Raw genomic sequence first — 23,815 nt, 5'->3', positions numbered from 1 at the left:
CCATGTTCAAGCGACCCTCCACCCATTACGGCAAATCCCCCGAACCCGAGACGCCCTATCAGCGCGCCGCGCAGGTCTGGGACGACCGCATCGGCTCGGCCCGTGTGCAAGCGAAGAACTGGCGGCTGATGGCCTTCGGCTCGCTGGCGCTTTCCGCCGCTCTCTCGGCCGGGTTGTTCTGGCAGTCGATGAACGGTTCGATCGTGCCGTGGGTGGTGCAGGTCGATCGGCTTGGACAGGCGCAGGCGATTGCGCCCGCCACCGCCGACTATCAGCCCAATGACGCGCAGATCGCCTTCTACCTTGCGCGCTTCATCGAACAGGTCCGGGGCATTCCGGCCGACGCCATCATCGTGCGGCAGAACTGGCTGCGCGCCTATGACTTCACCACGCAGGCCGGCGCGCTGGCGCTCAACGACTATGCACGCTCGAACGATCCGTTCGCCAAGGTCGGCAAGAGCCAGGTCGCGATCGAGGTGTCGAGCGTGATCCGCGCCTCGCCATCGAGCTTCCGCGTCGCCTGGATCGAGCGCCGCTATCAGGACGGATCGCTCGCCAGCACCGAACGCTGGTCCGCCATCCTCACCGTCGCCGTGCAGCCGCCCCGCGATGCCGACGCGCTGCGGAAGAACCCGCTGGGAATCTACATCAACGCCATCAACTGGTCGAAGGAGCTTGGACAATGACACCGACCTTCCGCAAAGCTGGGAGGCCGGCTTTCCGCAATGCCTCACTCGCGGCTTTCCTGCTTTCCGCTTCTGCCCTCGCGGGCTGCGCGGGGCACATACCGCCGCCGGAGATTTCCTATGACGATGCGGCCCCGGCCGTCATCGCCGCCGATCCGCCCAAGCCCGTGCAGGTCGTGGAACTGCCCAAGCCGCTGCCGCTTCCCGGCCAGTTGAAACCGGTCGGCAAGGACGGCAAGCCGGAGCCGGAAGCCGCCGATCCGACCGCGCGCGTCAACCAGGCCAATGCCGCCGCGCGGATGCAGCCGGTGCGTAACGGCTTCATCAATTCGATGCAGGTCTATCCCTTCGTCGATGGCGCGCTCTATCAGGTCTATGCCTCGCCGGGGCAGATCACCGACATATCGCTCCAGCCCGGCGAACAGCTCGTCGGCTCCGGTCCCGTCGCCGCCGGCGATACCGTGCGCTGGATCATCGGCGATACCGAGAGCGGCACGGGTGCAGCGAAAGTCGTGCATATCCTCGTCAAACCCACGCGCGCCGAGCTGATGACCAATCTGGTCATCAACACCGATCGGCGCACCTATCACATGGAACTGCGCTCGACGCCTTCGACCTATATGGCGTCGGTGTCCTGGCAATATCCGCAGGACCAGCTCATCGCGCTGCGCCGCCAGAACAGCCAGGCCGAGGCCCAGCAGCCGGTCGCGAATGGCATCGACCTGTCCCGCGTCAACTTCCGTTACGACGTGTCGGGCGACCGGGCGCCATGGCGGCCGCTGCGCGCCTTCGACGATGGCCGGCAGGTGTTCATCGAGTTTCCGCGCGGCATCAGCCAGGGCGAGATGCCGCCGCTGTTCGTCGTCGGCCCCGAGGGCGCCACATCCGAACTGGTGAACTACCGGGTGCGCGGCAATTACATGATCGTCGATCGGCTGTTCGCTGCCGCCGAACTGCGCTTCGGCGCGGGGAAGGACCAGAAGCGGGTGCGCATCTCCCGGACTGACGGGAGGCCGGCGTCGTGAGCCAGAACGATCCCGAAAAGGAAGAAGGCCACAAGTCAGTCACGCCGTATCCGGTGGAGACGCCGGAGGATGATGCACGCCCGCTGACCGGCGAGCCGGTCGCGCCCATGCGGCTGCGGCCTGAGCCGCCGCGCGTGACTCGCCTGTCGCGCAAGGTGCTGGCTGGTCTCGGCCTTGCCGCCAGCGTCGGCATCGGCGGTGCGCTGATCTACGCACTCCAGACCCGTCATGGCGGCGATCAGGGTCAGGAACTGATCTCGACCGACAACCGCACCACACCGGATGGCCTCGCCGGCCTACCCAAGGACTATAGCGGCGTCCCCAAGCTCGGCCCGCCGCTACCGGGCGATCTCGGCCGCCCGATCCTCAACGCGCAGAATGCCGGCCAGCCCGTGCCGACGCCGGGGATCGCCACCCCTTCGGGGCCTGTAGGGCCGACACCGGAGGAACAGCGTCGGGCGCAGGAACTGGAATCGGCGCGGACCGCGCGGCTGTTCGCCTCTACGGAGACGCGGCCGGGTAATACGACGACGACAACACAACCCGCCGCGACCGTTTCACCGCCCACCGATCTCGCCAGCCTCGGCCTCGCGCCGCAGCCGGCGACGCCCTCGGCGCAGGATCGGCAACTCGCTTTCCTCAACCAGACGCCGGACAAGCGCACTGTCTCGCCGGATCGTGTTGCAGCGCTCGCGTCGAAGAGTGTGCTTCAGGCTGGCGCGGTGATCGCCGCCGCGCTCATCACCGGCATCCGCTCCGATCTGCCCGGCCAGATCACCGCGCAGGTGACGGAGAATGTCTATGACAGCCCGACGGGCAAGATCCTGCTCGTGCCTCAGGGCACCCGCGTCATCGGCCAGTATGACAGCGGCGTGGGGTTCGGGCAGCGGCGCATCCTGCTCGTCTGGAACCGGCTGATCTTCCCCAACGGCCGCTCTATCGTGCTGGAACGCCAGCCCGGCGCGGACGCCGAGGGCTATGCCGGGCTTGAGGATGGCGTCGATTACCATTGGGGCGAGCTGTTCAAGGCCGCGGCGCTCTCCACATTGCTCAGCGTCGGCGCCGAATCCGGCTCGTCGAGCGGCGAGAGCGACATCGTGCGCGCCCTGCGCAACGGTGCATCGAATAGTATCAGCCAGACCGGGCAGCAGATTGTGCAGCGCCAACTCAACATCGCGCCGACGCTCACCATCCGACCCGGCTTCCCGGTCCGCGTGATCGTCACGCGCGATCTCGTCCTCGAACCCTACGGAGGCTGACATGGCGAAGCTGAAACTCGGTCCCATCGTCGACGACAAGCCGGTCAAGGTCACACTAGAACTGCCCGCCAGCCTGCATCGCGATCTTGCCGCCTATGCCGACATCCTCGCCCGCGAAGCCGGGCAGGCTGTTTGCGATCCTGTTCGTCTGATCGTGCCCATGCTGGAGCGCTTCATGGCAACGGATCGCGGCTTCGCGAAGGCGCGGCGGGGTGCGCCGTCGCCCGGCGCTGCGATCGCTAAGTGAGATCGCGTTATCAGGATAGACCGACTTCACATGACCCAAGGGTGATGCTCGATCATGAGGCGGCCTTTTGCCGTGAACAGCCAAGAGCATCGACACCTATATATTTGCTGGACGCCCAAACCATGCCGCGACGCCACGCCACCCCTAAGCCCAAGCATCGGGCGCGTGCCGTCGCAGGCACGCTGCCCGATGACCTTTACGACTATATCGAAGGCGAGGAGGGAGACGGGCCGACTCTGAAATATCCGACTGCCCGCCATACGATTACGTCGGTCGCGGAGAACTGGACCGTCTCCGACGACTGGCCCGAGCGCGTGCCGGTAACGGAAGCTGAGATCGACCTGTTCGAGGCGTGGTTCGGCGACATTCTCGACGAACTGTTCGGCAAACCCGGCTGATCCTGCCGGAGCAGGCAAGAGGAATTTTCTTGAAATAGATATGTTACTATGATAACTATAATGGCGAATATCCGCTTCGCCGCCTGACATGCCATATGGGTCGGCAAGCGCCTCTACGGAGCCTGCGCGCCATGACCACACTGAAAATCGGCATTGCCGATACCGAGGAGATGAAGGCCCGAACACTGCGCATTGCGCGGGGCGAGGAGCGGCCGTCGCCCGACGATCCCAAGGTGTGGTTCATCTCGACGGAATCCTTTTCCAAGGTTCTGTCCGCGCCGAACCGTGAAATGCTGCGCCTGATCGCCGAGCGGGAACCGGATTCGCTCGATGCGCTGGCCGAGTTGACCGGCCGCGCCAAATCCAATCTCTCACGCACGCTGAAAGCGATGGTCGGTTACGGCATCATCCGCATGGAGCGGAGCGGCAAGAAGCTCGCTCCCAAACTTGTCCATGATCGCGTCGTGCTGGAACTGGCCCTTGCCAATCCACGGCGTAAAGCCTCACGTCCGAAGGAGACCGCCCATGAATAAAGAAGCTCCGCTGGTCGCCACCCGTGCCGCCCTTTACCTGCGCGTTTCCACCGCACGGCAGGCCGAGCATGACGTGTCGATCCCTGACCAGCGCAAGCAGGGCGAAGCCTATTGCGAGGCGCGCGGCTTTCAGCTTGTCGAAACCTTCGTCGAACCGGGCAACTCCGCCACCAACGATCGCAGGCCCGAGTTCCAGCGCATGATCGAGGCGGGCACGTCCAAGCCTGCGCCGTTCGATGTTGTGCTGGTTCACAGCTTCTCGCGCTTCTTCCGCGACGCCTTCGATATGGAATATTACTATCGGAAGCTCGCCAAGAACGGCGTTCGGCTCGTCTCCATCACGCAGGAACTGGGTGACGATCCGATCCACGACATGATGCGGCGGATCATGGCGCTCTTCGACGAATATCAGTCGAAGGAAAACGCCAAGCACGTCATGCGCGCGCTGAAGGAGAATGCCCGGCAGGGCTTCTGGAATGGCGCGCTGCCGCCGATCGGTTATCGCATCATCGCAGCCGAACAGCGCGGCTCCAAGACCAAGAAGAAGCTGGAGATCGACCCTTTGCACGCCGACACCGTGCGACTGATCTATCGGCTGGCGCTCCACGGCGAAGGTGGCTCAGGCCCGATGGGCGTCAAGGCCATCGTCAACTATCTCAACCGCAACCGCATCTTCACCCGCGACGGCGGACGTTGGGGCATCGGCCAGCTTCACCGCATCCTGACCCGGCGCACCTATATCGGCGAGCACGAGTTCAACAAGCGCTCCAAGTCCAAGGAGTTGAAGCCGGTCAGCGAAGTGGTCGTAGTACCCGTGCCGCGCCTGATAGATCAGGAGACGTTCGACGCAGTGCAGGAGCATTTGCGGGTCCGCAATCCGAAGGTGACACCGCCGCGCGTCGTCAGCGGGCCGACCTTGCTGACTGGCATCTGCCATTGCGAGAAGTGCGGCGGAGCCATGACCATCCGCACCGGCAAGGGTGGGCGCTATCGCTACTATACCTGCTCGATCAAGGCCCGACAGGGCGAGACGGGCTGCTCCGGCCGCTCGATCCCGATGCCGCAACTCGACGCCATTGTTTGCGATCATATCGAGAACCGGCTGCTCCAGCCCGAACGGCTTGAGGAAATCCTGGCCTCGATCCTCGACCGTCGCGAGGAAAAGGCCGAGCGTCGCCGCGAGCACATTGCCGAACTGAACAAGCGGGCGGCCGAGACCGAGCTTCGGTTGAAGCGTCTCTACGAGGCGATCGAAGCCGGCGTCGTCGATCTGAACGATCCGGCGCTGAAAGATCGCGTCATTGCCCTTCGGACGCTACGCGATCAGGCACAGGCTGATTCGGAGCGTGCGCAGGCCCAGCTTGAAAACTCCGGCAGCATGGCCGTCACCCCGGCAACTCTGCGCACCTTCGCCAGTGCCGCCCGCAAACGCCTCCGGTTGGAAGGAGGCGGCTATCGGCGGGATCACCTGCGCGCCTTCGCCCAGCGTGTCGAAGTCGGGGAGAGCCATGTCCGCATCATGGGATCGAAGGGAGCGCTGCTGCGGACGCTTGCTTCGGTCTCTAGCGGGAAATCGGCGGTAATCGGCGTGCCCACTATGGGACTGAAATGGCGGAGCGGGAGGGATTCGAACCCTCGATACGCTTTTGACGTATACTCACTTTCCAGGCGAGCGCCTTCGACCACTCGGCCACCGCTCCGCATGCACTGGAAGGCGCCCACTAGCCGCCCATGTGGGGTTGCGCAAGGGCGGTTTGGTGATCACAACGGCAAAATGTTGATCCGCCCCGCCGCTTCGCTGATCCTGGCCATTTCGGCTGCAAGTTATGCACAGGCACAGCAGCCTGCGCCCCCGGTTCCGCCCAGCCCGACCGAGATCGTGGGCGCGGCGCCGGCGGCCGATTGGGTGGCGATCGCGCCCGAGGATCTGCTGGTGATGGACCTGGCGCCGGCGGCGGATGGCGCCGCGCGGCAGGTGGTTATCCAGTTGCTGCCCGCGCCCTGGTCGCAAGGCTGGGTGGGCAATATCCGCAAGCTCGCCACCGCGCACTGGTGGGATGGCACGGCGATCACTCGAGTGCAGGATGGCTATGTCGTGCAATGGGGCGATCCCGATGCGGAGGACAAGGCCAAGGCGCGGCCCCTGCCCCCGTCGCTGCTGAGCGTGTCGCAGGGCGCCTATACGCTCACCGCCGGGGCCGCGCCGGCGCTGGAGGGGCCGCGCATTGCCGATGGCATCTATGCCGCTCAGGCACGGTTCTATCACGGCTGGCCGATCGCCACGGGCCCGGGCGAGGCGCCCGAAACCTGGCCAGTGCACTGCTATGGCACGGTGGGCGTGGGGCGCGACATGCCGCCCGACGCCGGCAGCGGTGCGGAGCTTTATGCCGTGATCGGCGATGCGCCACGCCAGCTTGATCGCAACATCGCGGTGGTCGGCCGGGTGATTGCCGGGATGGAATGGCTATCCAGCCTGCCGCGAGGCAAAGGTGAGATGGGCTTCTATCGCCAGGCCACCGAGCGCACGCCGATCCAGCGCGTGCGATTGGGCGATGCGGTGCCGGGCCTGCCGACGTGGCAGTATCTGTCCACCGCCAGCGCCAGCTTTGCCCGCTATGCCGATGCCCGTGCCAACCGGCGCGATCCGTTCTACGTGCGCCCGGCCGGCGGGGTGGACATCTGCAACGTGCCGGTGCCCATCCGCCAGAAGCCGTGACGCGCCACTAAATTCGGTCGGCCTGGGCCACCGCATCGCTGGCGCGCAAGGCGCTGACGATGCGGGTGAGGTGCGCCAGATCGCGCACTTCCAGATCGACCAGATAGGTGTGGAACGGGTTTTCGCGCTGGGTCATTTCCAGGTTGACCACGTTGGCGTGGTTCTTGGCAAATATCCCCGCCATTTCGGCCAGTGTACCAGGGCGGTTATACAACTCGGCACGCAGGCGGCCGACCGCACCATCGGTGCGCTTGTCCCACGACAGGTCGATCCAGTCGGCATCGACGCCATCGGCCAGCTTCTCGCAATCGATCGCGTGCACTTCCACGCCCTTGCCCGGGCGGCGCAGGCCGACGATGCGATCGCCGGGCACCGGGTGGCAGCATTCGGCCAGCTTGAAGGCCATGCCCGGCGTCAGGCCGCGCACGGCGATGGCACGCTGCTGGCGCGGCCAATCCTCTGGATTGGGCAAGTTGGCGGTGCTGCCGGGCACCAGCGCTTCCATCACCTGGCGATCATCCAGCTTGGCCGAGCCGATCGCCACCATGAGGTCTTCCTCACTGTTGAATTTCAGGCGCTTGATCGCATCGGCCAGGGCCTTCTTGCCCACTTGCGTGGGCAGCCGCTCGGTGATTTCCTCATAGAGCTTGCGGCCGATCAGGGCCACTTCGGCGCGTTCCTTTTGCCGCACGGCGCGGCGGATGGCGGCGCGGGCCTTGCCCGTCACGGCAAAGCCCAGCCACGACAGTTGCGGCTCGGAATTGCGGCTCTTGATGATTTCCACCACGTCGCCATTGCCCAGCGGCGTGCGCAGCGGCACATGGCGGCCGTTGATCTTGGCGCCCACCGCCGCCCCGCCCAGGTTGGTGTGCACGGCAAAGGCAAAGTCGATCGGCGTGGCGCCCTTGGGCAGCTGGAACAGCGCGCCCTTGGGAGTGAAGGCAAAGATGCGATCCTGGTAGATCGCCATCTTGGTGTTTTCCAGCAACTCGTCAGGATCGTGGCTGGCGTCGAGAATTTCGACAAGGTCGCGCAGCCAGCCGACCTGGCCATCGGGCTCCCCACCCTGCTTGTAGGCCCAGTGCGCGGCCAGACCATATTCGTTGCGGTGGTGCATCTCGCGCGTCTTGAGCTGCACCTCCACCCGGCGCGCATTGTTGTAGATCAGCGAGGTATGCAGACTTTTATAGCCGTTGATCTTGGGCGTGGAGATATAGTCCTTGAACCGCCCGGGGATCATTTGCCAAGTCTGGTGCAGCACACCCAGCGCCTTGTAGCAATCGCCCACATCGTCAACCAGCACGCGAAACGCCATGATGTCGGAAATCTGTTCGAACGACACGTGCCGTTCGGCCATCTTCTTCCAGATCGAATAGGGATGCTTTTCGCGGCCAGCCACTTCCACGCGCAGGCCCGCCTCGGCCAGGGCCTGCTTGATCGACAGGGCAATGTCCCCCACCTCGCCCCCACCCTCGCTGCGGATGGCGGCAAGGCGGCCAGTGATCGTGGCATAGGCCTCGGGCTCCAGTTGCTCGAACGCCAGCAACTGCATTTCCCGCATATATTCATACATGCCCACGCGCTGGGCGAGCGGGGCATAGATCTCCATCGTCTCGCGCGCGATGCGGCGGCGCTTGTCTTCGCTCTTGATGAAATGCAGGGTGCGCATGTTGTGCAGCCGGTCGGCCAGCTTGACCAGCAGCACGCGCAGATCCTCGCTCATGGCGAGGAGGAACTTGCGCAGGTTTTCGGCCGCGCGCTCGCTTTCCGTCATCGTCTCGATCTTGGAAAGCTTGGTCACTCCATCGACCAGCCGCGCCACATCCGGCCCGAACAGGCGCTCGATCTCGTCCACTGTGGCGAGCGTATCCTCCACCGTATCGTGGAGCAGCGCGGTAACGATGGTTTCCTGATCAAGCTTGAGCTCGGTCATCAGGCCCGCCACCTCCACCGGGTGGGAGAAATAGGGATCCCCGCTGGCACGCTTCTGCGTCCCGTGCTTCTGCACGGTATAGACATAGGCACGGTTGAGCATGGCCTCGTCCGCCTGGGGAGCATAGGCCAGCACACGTTCGACAAGTTCATATTGGCGGAGCATTACCCGCCCTAAATGGGGGAAAAATGCGGCTTAGGGCAAGGGGAAAGGCTGGGGAATTTTGGCGATGATTGTGATCGGGGGGTAGGGTTGCATGGCCGGGCACTGCTCGCTGGGATTGCATGTGCGTCGCGTGCCAATCACAGCCTTGATCTGACTTGCATTGGTCTATTGCAGCCATAAAGAGCAGCGCCTTGTTGCCGAACGCTGAGTAGAGGCTGACCGTTAAGAGTGCCCGCAAAAAGGCGACACCAGAAGCGATGTTGACCTGTTGCCGAGCGCAAAGCGTTGTGATCGAATAGGCGCATGGTGATGCGCGATGATATGGGGATGCCCCGCCCTACCGAGATTAGCACCCGCGAAGCGAAATTTGCGGCGGCTCCAGAATTAAAGGAGCGCGGCGATTGGCTGTGCGTGAATGTCGAAACATCCTGCCCATGGCCGGTCTATCCGCAATCCTTCGAGTTCGCCGACCACCTGATGTGGATCATACCGCTCACCCAGGAGGAATATGGGGGCGTGGCGATGAAGGTGCCGAAAGGCCTTAGCCGCGAAGAAGCCGAAGGCCTGATGCTACGGTTCCTTAGCGTGCTGTCGTGGCGGGAGCGCAGTGGCATCGCCGTCGCCCATCGTTCCGGCGGCAGCATGCCTATGATGATGGGTTTGAATAAGAAACTCGGGTTTGCGATCCGGGAAGAATTCGATCTGATCGATCTGGCGTGCCCTGAAGAGGAAGGACCACGCATCGCGCTCGCGTTGATGCGCGAAGCGCTTAGCCTTAATCATCATGGCTACGCGTTCCTGTCGTACTGGCGCGTTCTTGAACTGGCCTATCCGGTGACAAAGGCCCGGGTTGATTGGATGCAGGCTACCCTGCCGACGCTGAGCGGGCCAGGCATAAAGGAAGCGCTCGAGACGATCGCCGCGCAAGGCGCGGAAGACGTTTGCCGGCATCTGTTTGAATCGGGCCGATGCGCGATGGCTCATGCCTCAGGCAAACCGATCATCAACCCGGACGACCCACGAGACGCGCTTCGTCTCTACCGTGAACTGCCCCTAGTGCGGATGCTGGCGGAAAGGGCGATCGAAGCTGGGTTCGGCATCCCGACGCCTTCAACAGAGTATGCGCAGCATTTGTACGAATTAAGGGGATGGAAGCAGGTTTTCGGCGACAATCTGATCGGGCGACTGCTCAGCGGTGAAGGTCCGCGCGAGGAGGAGAACGTAGACATGCCAAACGTCAGCGTGCGCCTCCGGCAGCGGCCGCCATACCCACCCATGGAGAACATGACGATCGCGGGTCTCGATGTGGAAGGCGCGGTTGTCAGGGTCGCGTACAATTCGGCCGATGGCTTATTTGAGATGCGCTTCCGGCTCGATTTTGGCGAGGAGCGGCTGCATTTTGCGATCGAAGACGGGATCTATGGTCACGACGATGGCTCAGTGGCAGCGGCGGAATATCGGCGGGAATTTTATCGCTTCTTCCGCGACTATTTCCTCAACGGGGAACTGGTCATCCTCAACAGCAACACCGCCGAAATTCTTTCCCGAAAAGACGCGTTCCTGCCGACGAACTGCTATGTTGAGTTGGATGCGTGCAATGCCGACATTGCCAAGGCGCAGGCCGAGGTCGATCGACGTATTGCAGCCCAAGATGGGCAAAACACCTCCGAGACGGCTTAGAGCATCGCCGGAACAGTCGTCGCGCGTCCAGCTTTGCACCGGCCGGATCACTTCGTTGCAATCGGACCGCTAAACGACCGTTCATAGGGCGCAAAGCCGATCGGCCAGTTCGCGTAACCCGAATGGCGGATTTCGGCGAAAGCCGACGTCTACGTCAACGACGCTTAATGTCTAGAGTTGGTCGAAACATGCCGCCCACCCACTCTGACTCCCCCTCACCCCAAAACCGGCACCTGCGCCGCCTCATCCCCCAACAACCCCAACCCGCGCGGGTCGGGAAACACTTCCACGAAGCGCGCATACGGCGCGAACCCCTGCGCCATATAAAACGGCAGCGCGCTCGGGCCATCCAGCGTGCAGGTGTGCACCCACACGCGCGCCACGCCGTCATGGCTCCAGGCCTTTTGCAGGGCGCGGCGCATCAGCCATTTGCCGAAGCCTTTGCCGGTGGCGCCGGGGATCAGGCCGAAGAAGGCGATTTCCGCTTCGCCGCCCTGACGGAAATCCAGCTCCAGCATGCCCACTTCCACCCCGGCGCGGTCGGCCACGGCATAGACTTCCACCTGGGGATCGTGGACGATCGCGGTGAGCGCATCGTCGCCTAGCGCCAGGCGCGACCACCACAGCCACTTGGCGCCAACGCGGCGATAGAGCAGGCGGTACTTGGCCGGGTCTGGCGCTTTCCAGCGCACCAGTTGCAGCGGAACGTCGGCCTCGGGCACCAGGCGCTTGAGGCTGGGCGGCGGGCTGCGCATCTCGAGCGCGGTGACCACCGCCGCCAGGTCGCCCGGCGACAGGGCGTGAAACCCGCTGCTGAGCGGCGCGCCCGTCTCGGCTATGGCCATGGCGTCAGCTCCACACCGCGCGCGGCGGCAGGCTCATCAGGATGGCATCGATATTGCCGCCGGTCTTGAGGCCGAACAGCGTGCCGCGATCGTGCACCAGGTTGAATTCGGCATAGCGGCCGCGCCATTCCAGCATCTGCAATTCGTCGGCCGCAGTGAAATCCTGGTTCATCCGCCGCCGCACCAGGCGCGGGTAGACGTCAAGGAATGCCTCGCCCACTGCCTGGGTAAAGGCCAGGTTGGCGTCGAACCCGGCGTCGTCGGCGCATTCGAGGTGATCATAGAAGATGCCGCCCACGCCGCGGTGCACCTTGCGGTGGGGGATATAGAAATAGTCATCGGCCCAGGCCTTGAAGCGCGGGTAATAGGCCGGATCGTGCGCGTCGCAGGCCGCCTGGAAGCGGGCGTGGAAATCGGCGGTATCCTGTTCATAGGGCAGCGGCGGGTTGAGATCGCCGCCACCGCCGAACCAGGCCTTGCGCGTGGTGAGGAAGCGGGTGTTCATGTGCACGGCGGGCACATGCGGATTGGCCATGTGCGCCACCAGGCTGATGCCGGTGGCGGTAAAGCCGGGATTATCGGGATCGGCGCCGTTGATGGTGCGGGCAAATTCCGGGCTGAACGCACCCTGCACGGTCGAAACGTTGACGCCGACCTTTTCGAACACCTTGCCTTTCATCAGGCCCTGCACGCCGCCGCCGCCGTTTTCCACCGGCTCACCCTCATGCTCGCGGTTCCACGGGGTATAGGTAAAGCGGGCGTCGCTGCCGGCCTCGCGCTCGATGCTTTCGAATGCGGCACAAATCTGGTCGCGCAGCGATTCGAACCAGGCGCGGGCGCGTGCGGTGTGGGGTGTCCAGTCGGTCATGCCATCTCCCATGGGCCAGCCAGCGCCCAAGCCAACCGCTTGCCAAATCGGCGGGCCTGCGGCAAGGGGAAGGCATGGTTCCCCTTTCGTTCGCCCCCTTCCAGTTTGCCGGCCAGGAATGGCTGCTCGGCCCGGCGCGGGCGCTGGCCTGGCCAGAGGAGCAGGCCCTGCTGGTGGCCGATCTTCACCTGGAAAAGGCCAGCTGGTTTGCCCGCACCGGGCAGATGCTGCCCCCCTATGACAGCCGCGAAACGCTCGATCGGCTGGCCGCACTGGTGCGGCATACCGGGGCGCGGCGGGTGTTTTGCCTGGGCGATAATTTCCACGATGCCCATGGCCCGGCGCGGCTTGACCCTGGCGCGGCAGAGCGGCTGGCAGCGCTGGTGCGCGCGGTGGACTGGGTGTGGATCACCGGGAACCACGATGAGAAAGACGGCGCCCCGGCCGATGACCTGATCGGCGGCACGATGCTGCGCGAGGTAATGGTGCGCGGGGTGATGCTGCGGCACGAGGCGCAAGGGCAGGAAGCCGGGCCAGAGCTCTCCGGCCACTTTCACCCGCGCCTGCGCGTGGCGGCGCGTGGCCGCACGGTCAGCCGGCCCTGCGCGGTGATGAGCGAGCGCAAGCTGATCCTGCCCGCTTTCGGCGCGTTGACCGGGGGCCTGGATGCCGCGCATCCGGCGCTGCTCAAGGCGATGCAACCGGCGCGCAGCATTACCGCGCTGGTGCCCACGGCGGCGCGTGTGGCCCATTTCCCACTATGGCAGGCCGCTGCGGCTTGAAAGCAGGCGCCCGGCCGCCCAGATATGCCCGAAGGCTCTTTATCTGCGGCGCTGTTGTGATATGAGCGCGCCTTGAGTCCTTTCCATGACTCGCACCCGGATCAACATCAGGAGATAGCACTATAGCTCCCCCACCCCGGCGCATGTTGGCGCCCCCCGTCAAGAGCGGCCCTCGCTTCAACCAGATGATCAACGTGCCCAAGGTGCGCGTGATCGATGAAAACGGCGAGAATCTTGGCGTGATGTACACGCGTGAAGCGATCGACCAGGCAGCCGAAGTCGGCTTGGACCTGGTTGAAGTCTCGCCCAACGCCGATCCGCCGGTGTGCAAGTTCCTCGACGTGGGCAAGTTCCGCTACGAGGCGCAGAAAAAGGCCAACCTTGCCCGCAAGAGCCAGAAGACGCAGGAGATCAAGGAGATCAAGATGCGTCCGAATATCGATGATCACGACTATGACGTGAAGATGCGCAACGTGCATCGCTTCATCGAAGATGGCGACAAGGTGAAGGTGACGCTGCGTTTCCGTGGCCGCGAGCTTTCGCACCAGCAGCTGGGCATGAACCTGCTCAAGCGCGTGCAGGAAGATGTGGCCGAAATCGCCAAGATCGAAGCCTTCCCCCGCATGGAAGGCCGCCAGATGCTGATGGTGCTCGCCCCCAAGGGTTGAACCGTTCCAGCTTTGGCTAGATGAAAAAGGGCGCGCCCGCCGGGTGCGCCCTTTTTCGTGGCCGCAATACGGGATTTGTTGCGGATCATGACAGGCAGGCGTGCGTTAGGCCGCGATGAACGGAGCCGCCACCGCCGGTTCAGGCATACCCGCCCATGGTCATGCCGGGACGCGCAACGAAAGTGACACGCCATGCTGACTTTTCGCAAGACGATGAGCATCGCCGCGGCCAGCGCGTTGGCCCTGGGCGTTGCTGCCTGCAACCATTCCGCCTCCACGCCCGACGCTGATCCCTCGGCCCAGGCGAGCAATGGCCTGCCCGCGCTGCCCGCAGCCGTGCCGCTGCAAGCCGGCGCGGCCACGGCCGTGGCGCCGGCCCCAGCGGTGCAGGCCCTGCCGATCCAGAACCGGGTGCGCGTGGCGCGCGTCGCCAACCAGCGCGATGCCTATGCCTACCTCGATCGCGCCGAAGGAGTGACCCGCGCGATCGGCGATGCCCCGCCCGATTATTCCTATGACGATGGCGGGGTGAATCCCTGGGTGTGGCAAACCAGCCTGGGCGATCGCCGCTATGCCGAGCCGGTCGATGGCGGCTACCGCTATTATTACTATCAGGCGGATTCCGACACGCCCTATCTCGTGCGCGATCCGCAATACAGCTATGCCTATTCGGGGCCGCAGCTGGTCGCGGTCTATGACGATCGCGGCGATCTGCTGCCGCCAGACGACTATGAAACCCGCGTCGATTATGCCTCGCGCTATTATGATCGCGCGGCCTATCTGGCGCAGCTGTCGCAAGAGCGCGAGCATCGCGGCGTGATTGCCGCCAACTGGGCGGCCCGCCGCGCCGAAATCGCGGCGCAGCAGGCGCAGTGGTCGCAAGACATGGCGCAGCAGGCCGAATGGCAGGCCTATCACCAGGAACACGAGGCGCAGGAGCGCGCGCAGTGGCAGCAGGAAGCCCAGCGCCGCGCGATGGAAGCGCAACAGTTTGCCGCGTGGCAGCAGGTGGGCTTCATGTCTCCCCCGCCGCGCCCGGTGGTCTATAGCCCACCCCCGCCCCCGCCGCAGCAGCGGCCGTATGGCTGGTTCTCCAACTGGTTCGGCAACGATCGCCAGCGGCAAGAGCAGCAGCGCCAGCAGGCGGCCTTTGCCCAGCAGCAACAGGCCATGGCCCAGCAGGCCGCGTTCCAGCGCGCGCGCCAGCAGGCAGCGATGCAGCAACAGCAACAGCAGTTCATGCAGCAGCGCCAGCAGCAGCAGTTCTTTGCACAGCAACGTGCGCAACAGCAGTCGCAGCAGGCCGCCATGCAGCGCGCCCAGATGCAGATGGCGCAACAGCGCGCGCAGCAAGCGGCCATGCAACATGCCTCGATGCAGCAGGCAGCGATGCAGCACGCACAGATGCAGCGCATGGCCCAGCAGCAGGCCCAGCAACAAGCAGCCGCCCGCGCGGCAAACCAGCGCGCGCAGATGATGCAACAGCAGCAGGCCCGCCGCGCGCAGGAACAGCAGATGGCCGCGCAGCATCAGGCTGCGGCGCAGGCCCAGCGTGCCCAAGCCCAGGCGCAACGGGCGCAAGAGCAAGCCCAGCGCGCGCAGGCAATGCAGGCTGAGCACGCCCAGGCCCAACAACGCGCCATGGCACAGCAAGCGCAGCAGCGGCAGATGCAGCAGCAGCGCGCGCAGGAAATGGCCCAGCAACGCCAGGCCCAAGCCCAGGCGCGCGAACAGGCGCAGGCGCAAGCGGCGCAGCATCGCGAGGAAGCCATGGCCCGGGCCCAGCAGATGCAGGCACAGCGTGCCCAGGCACAGGCCCAGCACCAGGCGCAAATGGCAGCGCAGCATCAGGCCGAACAGGAACGCGCCATGGCCGCCCACGCCCACCACGAGGGCGGCCACCCGGGTTGACCCCCTTACTTGCCCTGCCGCAGCCGCCCACCGGCGCTGCGCGCAGGGCTAGCAGGGTCTAGCCGGCGCGGTTGAGCACGGCGGTGATCGTGATGCGCACGTCGTCACTCACGAACGGGGCAAATTTGGTCATCCCGAATTCGGAGCGGTGCACCACGCCCGAGGCATTGACCGCGAGGCCCGCACCAGGCGCGGCACCTGCCGGATCGGCAAAGGTCGCATCGAGCAGCAAGGGGCGGGTGACGCCGTGCATCGTCACTTCTCCTTCGATCCGCGCGGCGTTCGGTCCGGTCGGCACCAGCCTGCGGCCCAGAAAGCGGATCGTGGGATAGTGCGCCACGTCGAACAGGCCGGGGCCCTTGAGCTCATCGTCGAACATGCCGTCTTGCGTGGCGATGGCCGTGGCCGGCATCACCACGTCGAGCGCCATGGTCGCGAGATTGGCCGGGTCGAGCATGATCGTGCCACTGGCGCCGGGCACGGTGCCCTCCACGTGGTTGACGCCCAGATAGCGCACTTTGAACCGCGCCACCGTCTGCGCCGGGTCGACGACATAGCGCCCGGCTGGCAGGCTTTGCAGCATGGCCGGCAAGGCCGGGGCAGCCACGGCGGCGGCAGGTGCTTGGGCCAGCGCAAAGGTGCCCGGCAGAACCACGGCGGAACTGAACAACGCCAGGGCAATGGCAACACGATCGGGGCTCTTCACGGCACAGGATCTCCGGGCGCAGGATAAATGGCGAGCGATCTGTGCCCAAATTATCCTGACTGCGCGATGTATGCCCGCTGCGGCTCAGGCGCTCTCCTCTTCGCCTGCCAGCGCGACCGCGGCCCCCTGCACGGCCCATTCGCCCAGCGTTACGTAAGCCACCTTGCCCGTTCCCAGCACCGGCAGGGCGTCGAGCACGCGGATTTCGCACGGAATGGCCAGCTCTGCCGCGCCTTGTTGCCGCCCCCACTGCTGCAAGGCGCGCAGGGTTGCATCGGCCTGGGTGGTGAACAGCACCAGTTGCTCTCCCTTGCGGGCATCGGGGCGAGTGACCACGGCATGGGCGCCCTGCGGCCACAGCCCACCCGCCAGCGCCTCTACCGCCGGCAAGGACACCATCTCGCCGCCTATCTTGGCGAAGCGCTTGGCCCGGCCGCGAATGGTGACGAATCCTTCGGCATCGATAGTGACGATATCGCCGGTATCGTGCCAACCGTCTGCCGGGGGTTGCAGCGCAGCCGGCTGCGCGGGCAGGAAATAACCAGCCATGACATTGGGCCCGCGCACATAAAGGCGCGCACCTTCGGCAATGCCGGGCACCGGCTCCAGTCGCGTCTCGATCCCGGGCAGCAGGCGGCCCACGGTGCCAGCGCGGAAGTGCATCGGCGTGTTGACCGCGATCACCGGCGCACACTCGGTGGCGCCATAGCCTTCCAGGATGCGCAGGCCGAACTTGTCAGCCCAAGTGCGGCGGGTTTCATCCTTTACCTTTTCCGCCCCGGCAAAGACATAACGCAGCGCATAGAAATCATAGGTGTGGGCCATGCGGGCATAGCCGGACAGAAACGTGTCGGTGCCGAACATGATCGTGGCATTGGCGTCATAGGCGAGCGCCGGCACGATGCGATAGTGCAGCGGGCTGGGATACATCACCACGCGAATGCCATTGAGCAGCGGCAGCAGCGTGCCGCCGGTCAGGCCAAACGAGTGGAACACCGGCAGCGCGTTGAGCACCACATCGGCACTGTTGAAATCGATCCGCGCGGAAAGCTGGGCGCAGTTGGCCAGCAGGTTGCGGTGCGACAGCACCACGCCCTTGGGCAGCCCTTCCGACCCGCTGGTGAACAGGATCACCGCCGCCGCATCGGCATCGATCCGCCGCCGCGCATGGACGCGCGCCAGCCGGCCAACGCGCAACAGCGCCCAGAGCTTTTCGCCCGCGCCGATGGTGGCGCCGATATCCTCGAGATAGCGCACGGTCACGCCATCGCTTTCCAGCGCGGCAATCACCTCTTCCAGCTTGGCCTGGGCAACAAACGCGCGCGCTGTCACCACCGTACGCACCGCTGCCGTGGCGCAGGCCGAGCGCATGGCCGCCGCGCCCACGGTGAAATTGAGCATTGCCGGCACGCGGCCGATCGCCTGCAGGGCAAAGAACGCGGCCATTGCGCCGTTGACGTTGGGCATCAGCAGGCCAACCGCCTCGCCCACGGTGGTGCCCTGTTCCAAACGCTTGCCCAGCAGGCCAGCGGCAACCAGCAGCTTGTCATAGCTCAGCGCCACACGCTTGATGTCTTCGAGCACGCGGGTTTTGCCGCCATGCAGGCTGCGCGCATCGGCGAGCGCAGCAAACAGCGTGGTCTGCGTGTCAGACGTGGCAAAGATCATGCCGCTCATCTCGTCATAGAGGCGACGGCCTGCCTCGGCCCGGCGGGCGCGCGCCGTCATCTCGCCGTCGATGGCAAAGCGGCGCGGCGGCAGCACGGTAAGCGAAACCTTGGGAAACCAGCGCAGCTTTACCTTGCTCTTGAGATAGGAAAACGGCGAGAACTGCGGGCCATCCAGGCGCACCGGGATGATCGGCGCATTGGCCTTGTCGGCCACCATGCCGGGTCCGTCGAACACTTTCATCAAGGCGCCGGTCACCGTGATGCGGCCTTCGGGAAAGATCACCAGGCACGCGCCATCGCGCACCGTGCGCACCATCGCCTTGGCCGCCATGGGATTGGTGGGATCGACCGGAAAGGCCTTGAACAGCTTGAGGAACGGCTGGATCCACCAAGACTTGGCGATCGCGGTGTGGACGGCAAAGGTTGGCTTGCCCGGCAGGAACGCGCCGAGCAGCACGCCATCCAGGAACGACAGGTGGTTGACCACCACCACCGCCCCCTCGCCCGCGCGCGGCATGTGTTCAAGGCCCTGCACCTCTACGCGATAGAGCACCTTGAGCGTCAGGCGGATCACGTCCTTGAACAGCGTTTCGGGCAGCAGCCACACGCTGGCCAGCGCCACGGCGAGCGTGGCAAAGCCCAGCACGCCGATCAGATCGGGCACGTCCACGCCCAGCGCCAGCAGGCCAGCCACGACCAGCACCACCGCCACGGTGAGCGCGGCATTGACCACGTTGTTGGCCGCGATCAGGCGCGAGCACTGCTCCACCGGGCTTTTCACCTGGATGATGGCGTACAGCGGCACGATGAACATGCCGCCGGAAAAGGCGATCACGCCCAGGTCAATCAGAATGTGCCAGGCCCCGTCGGTCGCCAGGAACTGCCCGATCGAGGCACCGGCCACTTCCACCGAAAAGCCGCTGGCGGCAATCCACAGGTCGATCAGTCCGGCCGCCAGGCCCAGCGCGGAAAGCGGCACCCACCGCGCCGATACTTCGCCCTTGAGCAGCAGGTTGACGCAAACCGAACCGGCCGCAATCGCCAGCGAGAACACGATCAGGAACAGCGTGGCAACGTCTTGCCGCGCGGCCAGCGTACCGCTCACCAGCGGGGCAAATTCTGAAACCAGCACCGCGCCGGCGGCAAAGAACCAGCTGGTGCCCAGGATCGCGCCCCACACCGGGCGAATGGCGCGGGCATCGTCCAGAATGGCCATGGTGCCGCGCCACAGGTTCCAGTCCAGCCGCTCGACCGAGCGGCCTGCGGGCGCCGCCGGCACGGCCAGGCTCGCCAGGAAGCCCACCAGCGCCAGCGCGGTCAGCGCCACGCCCGCCAGATGCGAGGGCATCACCCCGGCCAGCAATTGCCCGCCGAGAATGGCCAGGAACGTGCCGCCCTCGATCAGGCCGGTGCCGCCCATGATCTCGTCCGCGCGCAAATGCTGGGGCAGGATCGAATACTTGACCGGGCCAAACAGCGTGGAATGCAGCCCCATCAGGAACAGCGCCGCCAGCAGCAGTGGCACCGACAGCAGCCAGAAACCGGCCATGGCCACCGCCATGATCGCCAGTTCCGCCCCCTTGATCCAGCGCACCAGGCGCGCCTTGTCCATGCCATCGGCCAGTTGCCCGGCCAGCGCGGAAAACAGGAAATAGGGCAGGATGAACAGGCCGGTGGCCACCGCCGCCAGCATCTTGGCCTTGTCGGGCGCGGCGGCGTAGAGGCCGAAGTTGGCCAGGAACAGCAGCGCGAATTTCAACAGGTTGTCGTTGAACGCGCCCAGGAACTGCACCACGAAAATCGGCCCGAACCGGCGTGTGCCCAACAGCCCAATATCAGATTTCGCCATGCGCCTTTGCCCCATCTGCGCTGCCCCTGCCCGTGATTGGCGGAAAACAGCTTAAGGATTGCCGAATGTTACCCGTTCCCGCCGCGACTCACCGGCGATGCACCACTACCTCCCACGAAATTATACATCGTTCAATTTAAGAATTAGACGGTGTTCATTTTCTTCGCTAAAGCCATAGCCATGGGCCGCCGATCCGATCACACCCGCGAAGAACTGCACGCCATGATCGTGCGCGAAGGGCATCGCCAGCTGTCGGAAGTGGGCTTTGCCCGCTTTTCCGCGCGCGAGGTGGCCAAGCGCATCGGCTATTCGATCGGCACGATCTACAACGTCATGGGCAGCCTGGATGCGCTGATGCTGGCCATCAATGGCCACACGCTGGACCTGTGGCGCGCCGCCCTGGAAGATCGGCTGGCGGGGCAAAGCGAAAACCGCCTGGCCCAGGCGATCGCCGCCTATTTCGATTTTGCCAGCCACCATCGCCACGCCTGGACCGCGCTCTACGATTTCCGCCTGCCGGAAAACGAGGTGCCGCCACCCGATTACACCGCCCGCGTCACCGCGATCACCGATGTCGTGGTGCGCGAAGTGGCCGCCGCCCTGCCCCCCGCCCGGCGGGCAGAGGCCCAGCCCTTGGCGCGCTCGCTCTTGGCAACGGTGCACGGTCACTGCTTCTTCGCGCTCAACGGCACGTTCCGCCTGCTGGGTGAAACCGATCCGCTTGCTGCCGCCCTCGCCCGCGTGGAAGACGCCATCAGTGCGCACTGAGTGGCGCCCGCGCGCTGGACAGCACCATGATCGCCCGCCACACTCCAGGCCGGACGGGGGCAATGGCAGACATCAGGCAGGGCAGCGAATCGGCATTCTCGCATGGCGCCAACAGCGTGCTGGGTTCACCTTTGCGGCTGCTGGCGGGCACGCTGCTTTATGTCGTGGCGCTGTTTGCGGTGTCGACGATGGGCTATGTCCGCGCCGGCTGGCCGCTGGGCGATGCCGCCTACATGGTGCTGCTGACGATCTTTTCGGTCGGCTATGGCGAAGTGCGGCCGATCGATGGCACGTTCCTGCGGCTGTGGACGACGATGACGATCGTGCTGGGCTGCACCGGGATGATCGTGCTGACCGGCGCGCTCGTCCAGGTCTTCACCCTGTTCCAGTTCCGCCGCCTTCTGGGGCTTGATCGCATGCACACCGAAATCGAACGTCTGAGCGGGCACACCATCATCTGCGGCTATGGCCGCATCGGCGTGCAACTGGCCAAGGCCCTGGCCGAGGCGGGACACCCGTTCCTGGTGCTGGAACGCTCGCCTGCCAAGGCCGAAGAAGCGCGCAGCCATGGCTTCCTGACCCTGGTGGGAGAGGCAACGCTGGAAGAAACGCTCAAGGAGGCGGGCATCACCCGCGCCAAGGTCTTGGCCACGGTTTTGCCCGATGACGCCGCCAACGTGTTCATCACGCTCTCGGCCCGCAATCTCAACCCCGCCGTGCAAATCATCGCCCGAGGCGAGGCGCCGTCCACCGAAAGCAAGCTGTTCCACGCCGGCGCAGACAAGGTGGTGCTGCCCACCCACATCGGGGCCGAGCGCATCACCGAGTTGATCCTCTATCCCGCCACCGGTGCGGCGATGGGGGAAAACAGCCCGATGGGCGATGTAAAGCGCAAGCTGCACGATTTCGGGCTGGACCTGGAAGTGGTGACCTGCCCGGCCAAGGGCGCGCTGACCGGCGCCAGCGTGGGCGAGGCAGAGCGGCGCGGCAACGGCGCCTATTTCATCGTCCAGATCGATCGCGCCGGTGGCCAGCAGATCCAGCATCCCGGCGAAGATGTGCGGATCGAAGCGGGCGACCGCATCCTGCTGGTCGTGCGCGGCAGCCGCCTTTCGGCTGGCGCCGTGTTCCACGCTCCGGCCCGGCCGGTGAAGCACGGCCGCACCTTGGTGCGATGACCGCGGCGCAACTGCGAATGCAAGAATGGCAATTGCTGCGCTCCCTGCCGCTGGGCAGGAGCGCGGCTCTGCCATGCCCGATCCCGCACCAGCCCCGCTTGCCACGCTGCCCCTCATGAGGCGCCGCCCCGACAGCATGTTGCGCTGGGTGGCGCGGCGGCTCGAACTGCGCGCCTTCGGGCTTGTCCCCGAGCATTTCGACCTGGCCGAGGGGCTGCGCGCCGCGCTGGCGGTAGGCGCGCCGCTGACGCTGGCCCTGGCCAGCGGGCTATCCGTGCTGGGCTGGTCGGTCTTCGCGGCATTCTGGACCTGCTTGTGCGATGCCCCCGCACCCGATGCGGTGCGGCGACGCATGCTGGGCACGTTCCTGGGCGCGGGCACGGCCATGGCCTTTGCCGGCAGTGCGCTCGCCGCGCTCTGGCCCATGGCGGGGCTGCTATTGGGGCCGATCCTGGTGTTTGCCGTGCTGCTGGCCTGCGGGCGCATTGCCTATGGCGGGTTGCTCGGCACGCTGCTCGGCGTGGTGGCAGTGGTCGCCGTGGGCTTTCCGCAGGGGCTGCACCTCGCCGGCGCGCAGGCCTTGGCCTTTCTCGCCGGGGCGACATGGGCCTATCTGCTGATCACGCTGCTCTGGCCGATCGATGCGCTGCGCCCACTGGTGCGCGCCAGTGATGCCGTGATCGTGCGCCTGCTCGACATGGCCGAAAGCCTCGTCAGCCTGGGTGAAGGCCCGCACCGCGATGGCGCCTGGCACAGCGAACATGCCGAGCATCGCCGCACCGTGCGCCTGGCGGTAGAGCGGCTGCGCAGCCTGCTCGATCGCTATGCCGTACAGACTACCGGCCTTGCCCCCCATCACCAGGCGCTGGCCACGGCCGAAACCCTGTTTGGCGCGCTGATCGCACTGGACCAGGGCTTTATCGAGCAGGTCGGTTCGGCGCGCGAGCGGCTGGCCGTGGCGCGGGCCTGCCGCACCGCGCTGCTCGCCTGGATGCACGACCGCGCCATGCTGCCCGGCATCGCGGAACCTGCCGCCCTGCCCTGGGCACTGCGCCGCCTGCACGCCCTCGCCCAAGGGCTGCGCGATGACCTGTGCGCCGGCTGCACCCTGGCCATGGCCCAGGCCTTTGCCGCCCCCGTCCCACCCGCCGCACCGCTGCCGTCAGCGGGCGGTGTGCTGCGCGCCCGCCCCCTGTCGCGCGCGGCCGTGCAACAGGCCCTGCGGCAGACCGCGGGGCTGGTGGCGGTCTATGCCGCCGCGCTCACCTTTGGGCTGGGCTATCCCTATTGGGCGGCGATGGCAGTCGTTGTCGTCCTGCAAGGCGGGGTGCGCGTCACCTGGGCGCGCTGCCTCGAACGCATTTTGGGCAGCGTGCTGGGCGGCCTCTTTGCCTCGGCCCTGCTGCTGCTCGGCGGGGCGGAAACCGTGCCACTCGCCTGCCTCGCCACGCTGCTGGCCGGCGTGGCGATTGCCCTGCGCGCGGTGAATTACACCGTGTTCGTGGTGTTTCTGACGATGCTGTTCGTGATTGTCACGGCCATGCTCCATCCCGGCGAAGGCATTGCCGCGGCGCGGATGATCGACAACGTCATCGGCAGCCTGGCGGCCCTGCTCGCGGTCTTCCTGCTGTGGCCCGATTTCGGCGCGTCCCTGCCCGGGCGCATCGCCGAAGGCATTGCCGCCAACCGCGCCTATTTCGACGCGGTCAGCGCCGCCCGCCCCTTTGCCGAGATCGAAACGGTGCGCCGCGCCGCTGGCCTCGCCAGCATCGAGGCCGAAACCGCGCTGCACGATCTGGGTGGCCTGATCAACCGCACCCGCGGCGCGATGGCCCATGCCCAGGGGCTGGGCACCTTGCGCATGCTGGCGGGCACGGCGGCGATGGCCTGGCACCGCCGCCTAGGCGAAAACCGCGGCGTTTAAGCCG

20 protein-coding genes, 1 tRNA gene and 1 pseudogene are annotated in these 23,815 nt (G+C 65.6%); 15 read left to right on the top strand and 7 right to left on the bottom strand.

The window, feature by feature from the left end:
• The first annotated feature begins 2 nt into the window (after positions 1 to 2).
• The 7 genes and pseudogenes from trbF to SCA01S_RS22850 form a co-directional block, all read left to right on the top strand.
• Positions 3 to 686 carry a conjugal transfer protein TrbF gene (trbF, locus tag SCA01S_RS11300; protein ID WP_062785556.1) on the top strand — a complete coding sequence of 228 codons (684 nt, stop codon included), beginning with the start codon at positions 3 to 5 and terminating at the stop codon, positions 684 to 686.
• A complete protein-coding gene (gene trbG, locus SCA01S_RS11295; protein WP_062785554.1) occupies positions 683 to 1,711 on the top strand; it encodes a P-type conjugative transfer protein TrbG in 1,029 nt (342 codons plus the stop codon). Before trbF ends, trbG begins: the two co-directional genes overlap by 4 nt.
• Complete coding sequence (locus SCA01S_RS11290) at positions 1,708 to 2,970, top strand: TraB/TrbI/VirB10 family type IV secretion system protein (RefSeq protein WP_062785552.1); 1,263 nt, start codon at positions 1,708 to 1,710, stop codon at positions 2,968 to 2,970. Before trbG ends, SCA01S_RS11290 begins: the two co-directional genes overlap by 4 nt.
• Before the next feature lies 1 nt (position 2,971).
• Positions 2,972 to 3,217 carry a DUF2274 domain-containing protein gene (locus tag SCA01S_RS11285; protein WP_062785550.1) on the top strand — a complete coding sequence of 82 codons (246 nt, stop codon included), beginning with the start codon at positions 2,972 to 2,974 and terminating at the stop codon, positions 3,215 to 3,217.
• Positions 3,218 to 3,261: 44 nt separating this feature from the next.
• The gene (locus SCA01S_RS11280) at positions 3,262 to 3,615 is read left to right on the top strand and encodes a hypothetical protein (protein ID WP_157088948.1); all 354 of its coding nucleotides are present in this window, start codon (positions 3,262 to 3,264) and stop codon (positions 3,613 to 3,615) included.
• A 131-nt stretch (positions 3,616 to 3,746) separates the two neighbouring features.
• Positions 3,747 to 4,148, top strand: a complete 402-nt coding sequence (locus SCA01S_RS11275) for an HVO_A0114 family putative DNA-binding protein (RefSeq protein WP_062785546.1) — start codon at positions 3,747 to 3,749, stop codon at positions 4,146 to 4,148.
• Positions 4,069 to 5,181: pseudogene (locus SCA01S_RS22850) on the top strand (recombinase family protein); the annotation flags it as partial. The gene SCA01S_RS11275 and the pseudogene SCA01S_RS22850, both read left to right, overlap by 80 nt.
• A gap of 282 nt (positions 5,182 to 5,463) precedes the next feature.
• Here the strand turns inward: SCA01S_RS22850 and SCA01S_RS22845 are convergent.
• The gene (locus SCA01S_RS22845) at positions 5,464 to 5,658 is read right to left on the bottom strand and encodes a hypothetical protein (protein WP_062785542.1); all 195 of its coding nucleotides are present in this window, start codon (positions 5,656 to 5,658) and stop codon (positions 5,464 to 5,466) included.
• 99 nt (positions 5,659 to 5,757) lie between these two features.
• Positions 5,758 to 5,848, bottom strand: a tRNA-Ser gene (locus tag SCA01S_RS11260).
• Between the two features lie 74 nt (positions 5,849 to 5,922).
• Here SCA01S_RS11260 and SCA01S_RS11255 point away from each other — a divergent pair.
• Positions 5,923 to 6,864, top strand: a complete 942-nt coding sequence (locus SCA01S_RS11255; protein WP_062785540.1) for a peptidylprolyl isomerase — start codon at positions 5,923 to 5,925, stop codon at positions 6,862 to 6,864.
• Between the two features lie 7 nt (positions 6,865 to 6,871).
• Here SCA01S_RS11255 and SCA01S_RS11250 read toward each other — a convergent pair whose 3' ends face one another.
• Positions 6,872 to 8,962 carry a RelA/SpoT family protein gene (locus SCA01S_RS11250; RefSeq protein WP_054130459.1) on the bottom strand — a complete coding sequence of 697 codons (2,091 nt, stop codon included), beginning with the start codon at positions 8,960 to 8,962 and terminating at the stop codon, positions 6,872 to 6,874.
• Between the two features lie 303 nt (positions 8,963 to 9,265).
• Here SCA01S_RS11250 and mauJ point away from each other — a divergent pair, with 303 nt between their 5' ends.
• On the top strand, positions 9,266 to 10,642 hold the full coding sequence (mauJ, locus tag SCA01S_RS11245; protein ID WP_022677300.1) for a methylamine utilization protein MauJ: 1,377 nt from the start codon (positions 9,266 to 9,268) through the stop codon (positions 10,640 to 10,642).
• A 215-nt stretch (positions 10,643 to 10,857) separates the two neighbouring features.
• Here the strand turns inward: mauJ and SCA01S_RS11240 are convergent, their stop codons facing one another.
• Complete coding sequence (locus SCA01S_RS11240; protein WP_062785538.1) at positions 10,858 to 11,487, bottom strand: GNAT family N-acetyltransferase; 630 nt, start codon at positions 11,485 to 11,487, stop codon at positions 10,858 to 10,860.
• 4 nt (positions 11,488 to 11,491) lie between these two features.
• The gene (hemF, locus tag SCA01S_RS11235) at positions 11,492 to 12,355 is read right to left on the bottom strand and encodes an oxygen-dependent coproporphyrinogen oxidase (protein ID WP_062785673.1); all 864 of its coding nucleotides are present in this window, start codon (positions 12,353 to 12,355) and stop codon (positions 11,492 to 11,494) included.
• 74 nt (positions 12,356 to 12,429) lie between these two features.
• On the opposite strand from hemF, the gene pdeM reads away from it, so the two are divergent.
• From pdeM to SCA01S_RS11220, 3 genes are all read left to right on the top strand, one after another.
• Positions 12,430 to 13,137 (top strand): ligase-associated DNA damage response endonuclease PdeM, encoded by a 708-nt coding sequence (gene pdeM / locus SCA01S_RS11230; protein ID WP_062785536.1) that lies wholly within the window; start codon positions 12,430 to 12,432, stop codon positions 13,135 to 13,137.
• Positions 13,138 to 13,280: 143 nt separating this feature from the next.
• Positions 13,281 to 13,805, top strand: coding sequence for a translation initiation factor IF-3 (infC, locus tag SCA01S_RS11225; protein WP_022677304.1), 525 nt, complete (start codon positions 13,281 to 13,283; stop codon positions 13,803 to 13,805).
• Positions 13,806 to 13,997: 192 nt separating this feature from the next.
• Positions 13,998 to 15,716: a hypothetical protein gene (locus SCA01S_RS11220; RefSeq protein ID WP_062785534.1), complete on the top strand. Its 1,719-nt coding sequence runs from the start codon at positions 13,998 to 14,000 to the stop codon at positions 15,714 to 15,716.
• 58 nt (positions 15,717 to 15,774) lie between these two features.
• On the opposite strand, the gene SCA01S_RS11215 is transcribed toward SCA01S_RS11220, so the two are convergent.
• Together SCA01S_RS11215 and SCA01S_RS11210 are read right to left on the bottom strand one after the other, a co-directional pair.
• Positions 15,775 to 16,422, bottom strand: a complete 648-nt coding sequence (locus tag SCA01S_RS11215) for a YceI family protein (protein ID WP_062785532.1) — start codon at positions 16,420 to 16,422, stop codon at positions 15,775 to 15,777.
• An 84-nt stretch (positions 16,423 to 16,506) separates the two neighbouring features.
• On the bottom strand, positions 16,507 to 19,941 hold the full coding sequence (locus tag SCA01S_RS11210) for an acyl-[ACP]--phospholipid O-acyltransferase (RefSeq protein ID WP_174544795.1): 3,435 nt from the start codon (positions 19,939 to 19,941) through the stop codon (positions 16,507 to 16,509).
• A 180-nt stretch (positions 19,942 to 20,121) separates the two neighbouring features.
• Between SCA01S_RS11210 and SCA01S_RS11205 the strand changes: the two genes are divergently transcribed.
• The 3 genes from SCA01S_RS11205 to SCA01S_RS11195 all read left to right on the top strand — a co-directional run bounded on the left by SCA01S_RS11205 (position 20,122) and on the right by SCA01S_RS11195 (position 23,811).
• Positions 20,122 to 20,709, top strand: coding sequence for a TetR/AcrR family transcriptional regulator (locus SCA01S_RS11205; RefSeq protein WP_022677308.1), 588 nt, complete (start codon positions 20,122 to 20,124; stop codon positions 20,707 to 20,709).
• Positions 20,710 to 20,771: 62 nt separating this feature from the next.
• A complete protein-coding gene (locus tag SCA01S_RS11200) occupies positions 20,772 to 21,887 on the top strand; it encodes a potassium channel family protein (RefSeq protein WP_062785530.1) in 1,116 nt (371 codons plus the stop codon).
• 115 nt (positions 21,888 to 22,002) lie between these two features.
• Positions 22,003 to 23,811 (top strand): FUSC family protein, encoded by a 1,809-nt coding sequence (locus SCA01S_RS11195; RefSeq protein ID WP_157088947.1) that lies wholly within the window; start codon positions 22,003 to 22,005, stop codon positions 23,809 to 23,811.
• Positions 23,812 to 23,815 lie beyond the last annotated feature (4 nt).

Origin of the sequence: Novosphingobium capsulatum NBRC 12533 (assembly GCF_001598375.1) — a bacterium.
Taxonomy (GTDB): Bacteria; Pseudomonadota; Alphaproteobacteria; order Sphingomonadales; family Sphingomonadaceae; genus Novosphingobium; species Novosphingobium capsulatum.
Note: the sequence above shows the minus strand (reverse complement) of the source record. Positions and strands in the feature narration are given on the sequence as shown.

Bases quoted from the DNA above. Each gene is read 5' to 3' on its own strand.
- trbF (WP_062785556.1), top strand. From the start codon at position 3: ATGTTCAAGCGACCCTCCACCCATTACGGCAAATCCCCCGAACCCGAG.
- trbG (WP_062785554.1), top strand. From the start codon at position 683: ATGACACCGACCTTCCGCAAAGCTGGGAGGCCGGCTTTCCGCAATGCC.
- SCA01S_RS11285 (WP_062785550.1), top strand. From the start codon at position 2,972: ATGGCGAAGCTGAAACTCGGTCCCATCGTCGACGACAAGCCGGTCAAG.
- SCA01S_RS11280 (WP_157088948.1), top strand. From the start codon at position 3,262: ATGCTCGATCATGAGGCGGCCTTTTGCCGTGAACAGCCAAGAGCATCG.
- SCA01S_RS11275 (WP_062785546.1), top strand. From the start codon at position 3,747: ATGACCACACTGAAAATCGGCATTGCCGATACCGAGGAGATGAAGGCC.
- SCA01S_RS22845 (WP_062785542.1), bottom strand. From the start codon at position 5,658: ATGGCTCTCCCCGACTTCGACACGCTGGGCGAAGGCGCGCAGGTGATC.
- SCA01S_RS11255 (WP_062785540.1), top strand. From the start codon at position 5,923: ATGTTGATCCGCCCCGCCGCTTCGCTGATCCTGGCCATTTCGGCTGCA.
- SCA01S_RS11250 (WP_054130459.1), bottom strand. From the start codon at position 8,962: ATGCTCCGCCAATATGAACTTGTCGAACGTGTGCTGGCCTATGCTCCC.
- mauJ (WP_022677300.1), top strand. From the start codon at position 9,266: ATGGTGATGCGCGATGATATGGGGATGCCCCGCCCTACCGAGATTAGC.
- SCA01S_RS11240 (WP_062785538.1), bottom strand. From the start codon at position 11,487: ATGGCCATAGCCGAGACGGGCGCGCCGCTCAGCAGCGGGTTTCACGCC.
- hemF (WP_062785673.1), bottom strand. From the start codon at position 12,355: ATGACCGACTGGACACCCCACACCGCACGCGCCCGCGCCTGGTTCGAA.
- pdeM (WP_062785536.1), top strand. From the start codon at position 12,430: ATGGTTCCCCTTTCGTTCGCCCCCTTCCAGTTTGCCGGCCAGGAATGG.
- infC (WP_022677304.1), top strand. From the start codon at position 13,281: ATGTTGGCGCCCCCCGTCAAGAGCGGCCCTCGCTTCAACCAGATGATC.
- SCA01S_RS11220 (WP_062785534.1), top strand. From the start codon at position 13,998: ATGCTGACTTTTCGCAAGACGATGAGCATCGCCGCGGCCAGCGCGTTG.
- SCA01S_RS11210 (WP_174544795.1), bottom strand. From the start codon at position 19,941: ATGGCGAAATCTGATATTGGGCTGTTGGGCACACGCCGGTTCGGGCCG.
- SCA01S_RS11205 (WP_022677308.1), top strand. From the start codon at position 20,122: ATGGGCCGCCGATCCGATCACACCCGCGAAGAACTGCACGCCATGATC.
- SCA01S_RS11200 (WP_062785530.1), top strand. From the start codon at position 20,772: ATGGCAGACATCAGGCAGGGCAGCGAATCGGCATTCTCGCATGGCGCC.
- SCA01S_RS11195 (WP_157088947.1), top strand. From the start codon at position 22,003: ATGAGGCGCCGCCCCGACAGCATGTTGCGCTGGGTGGCGCGGCGGCTC.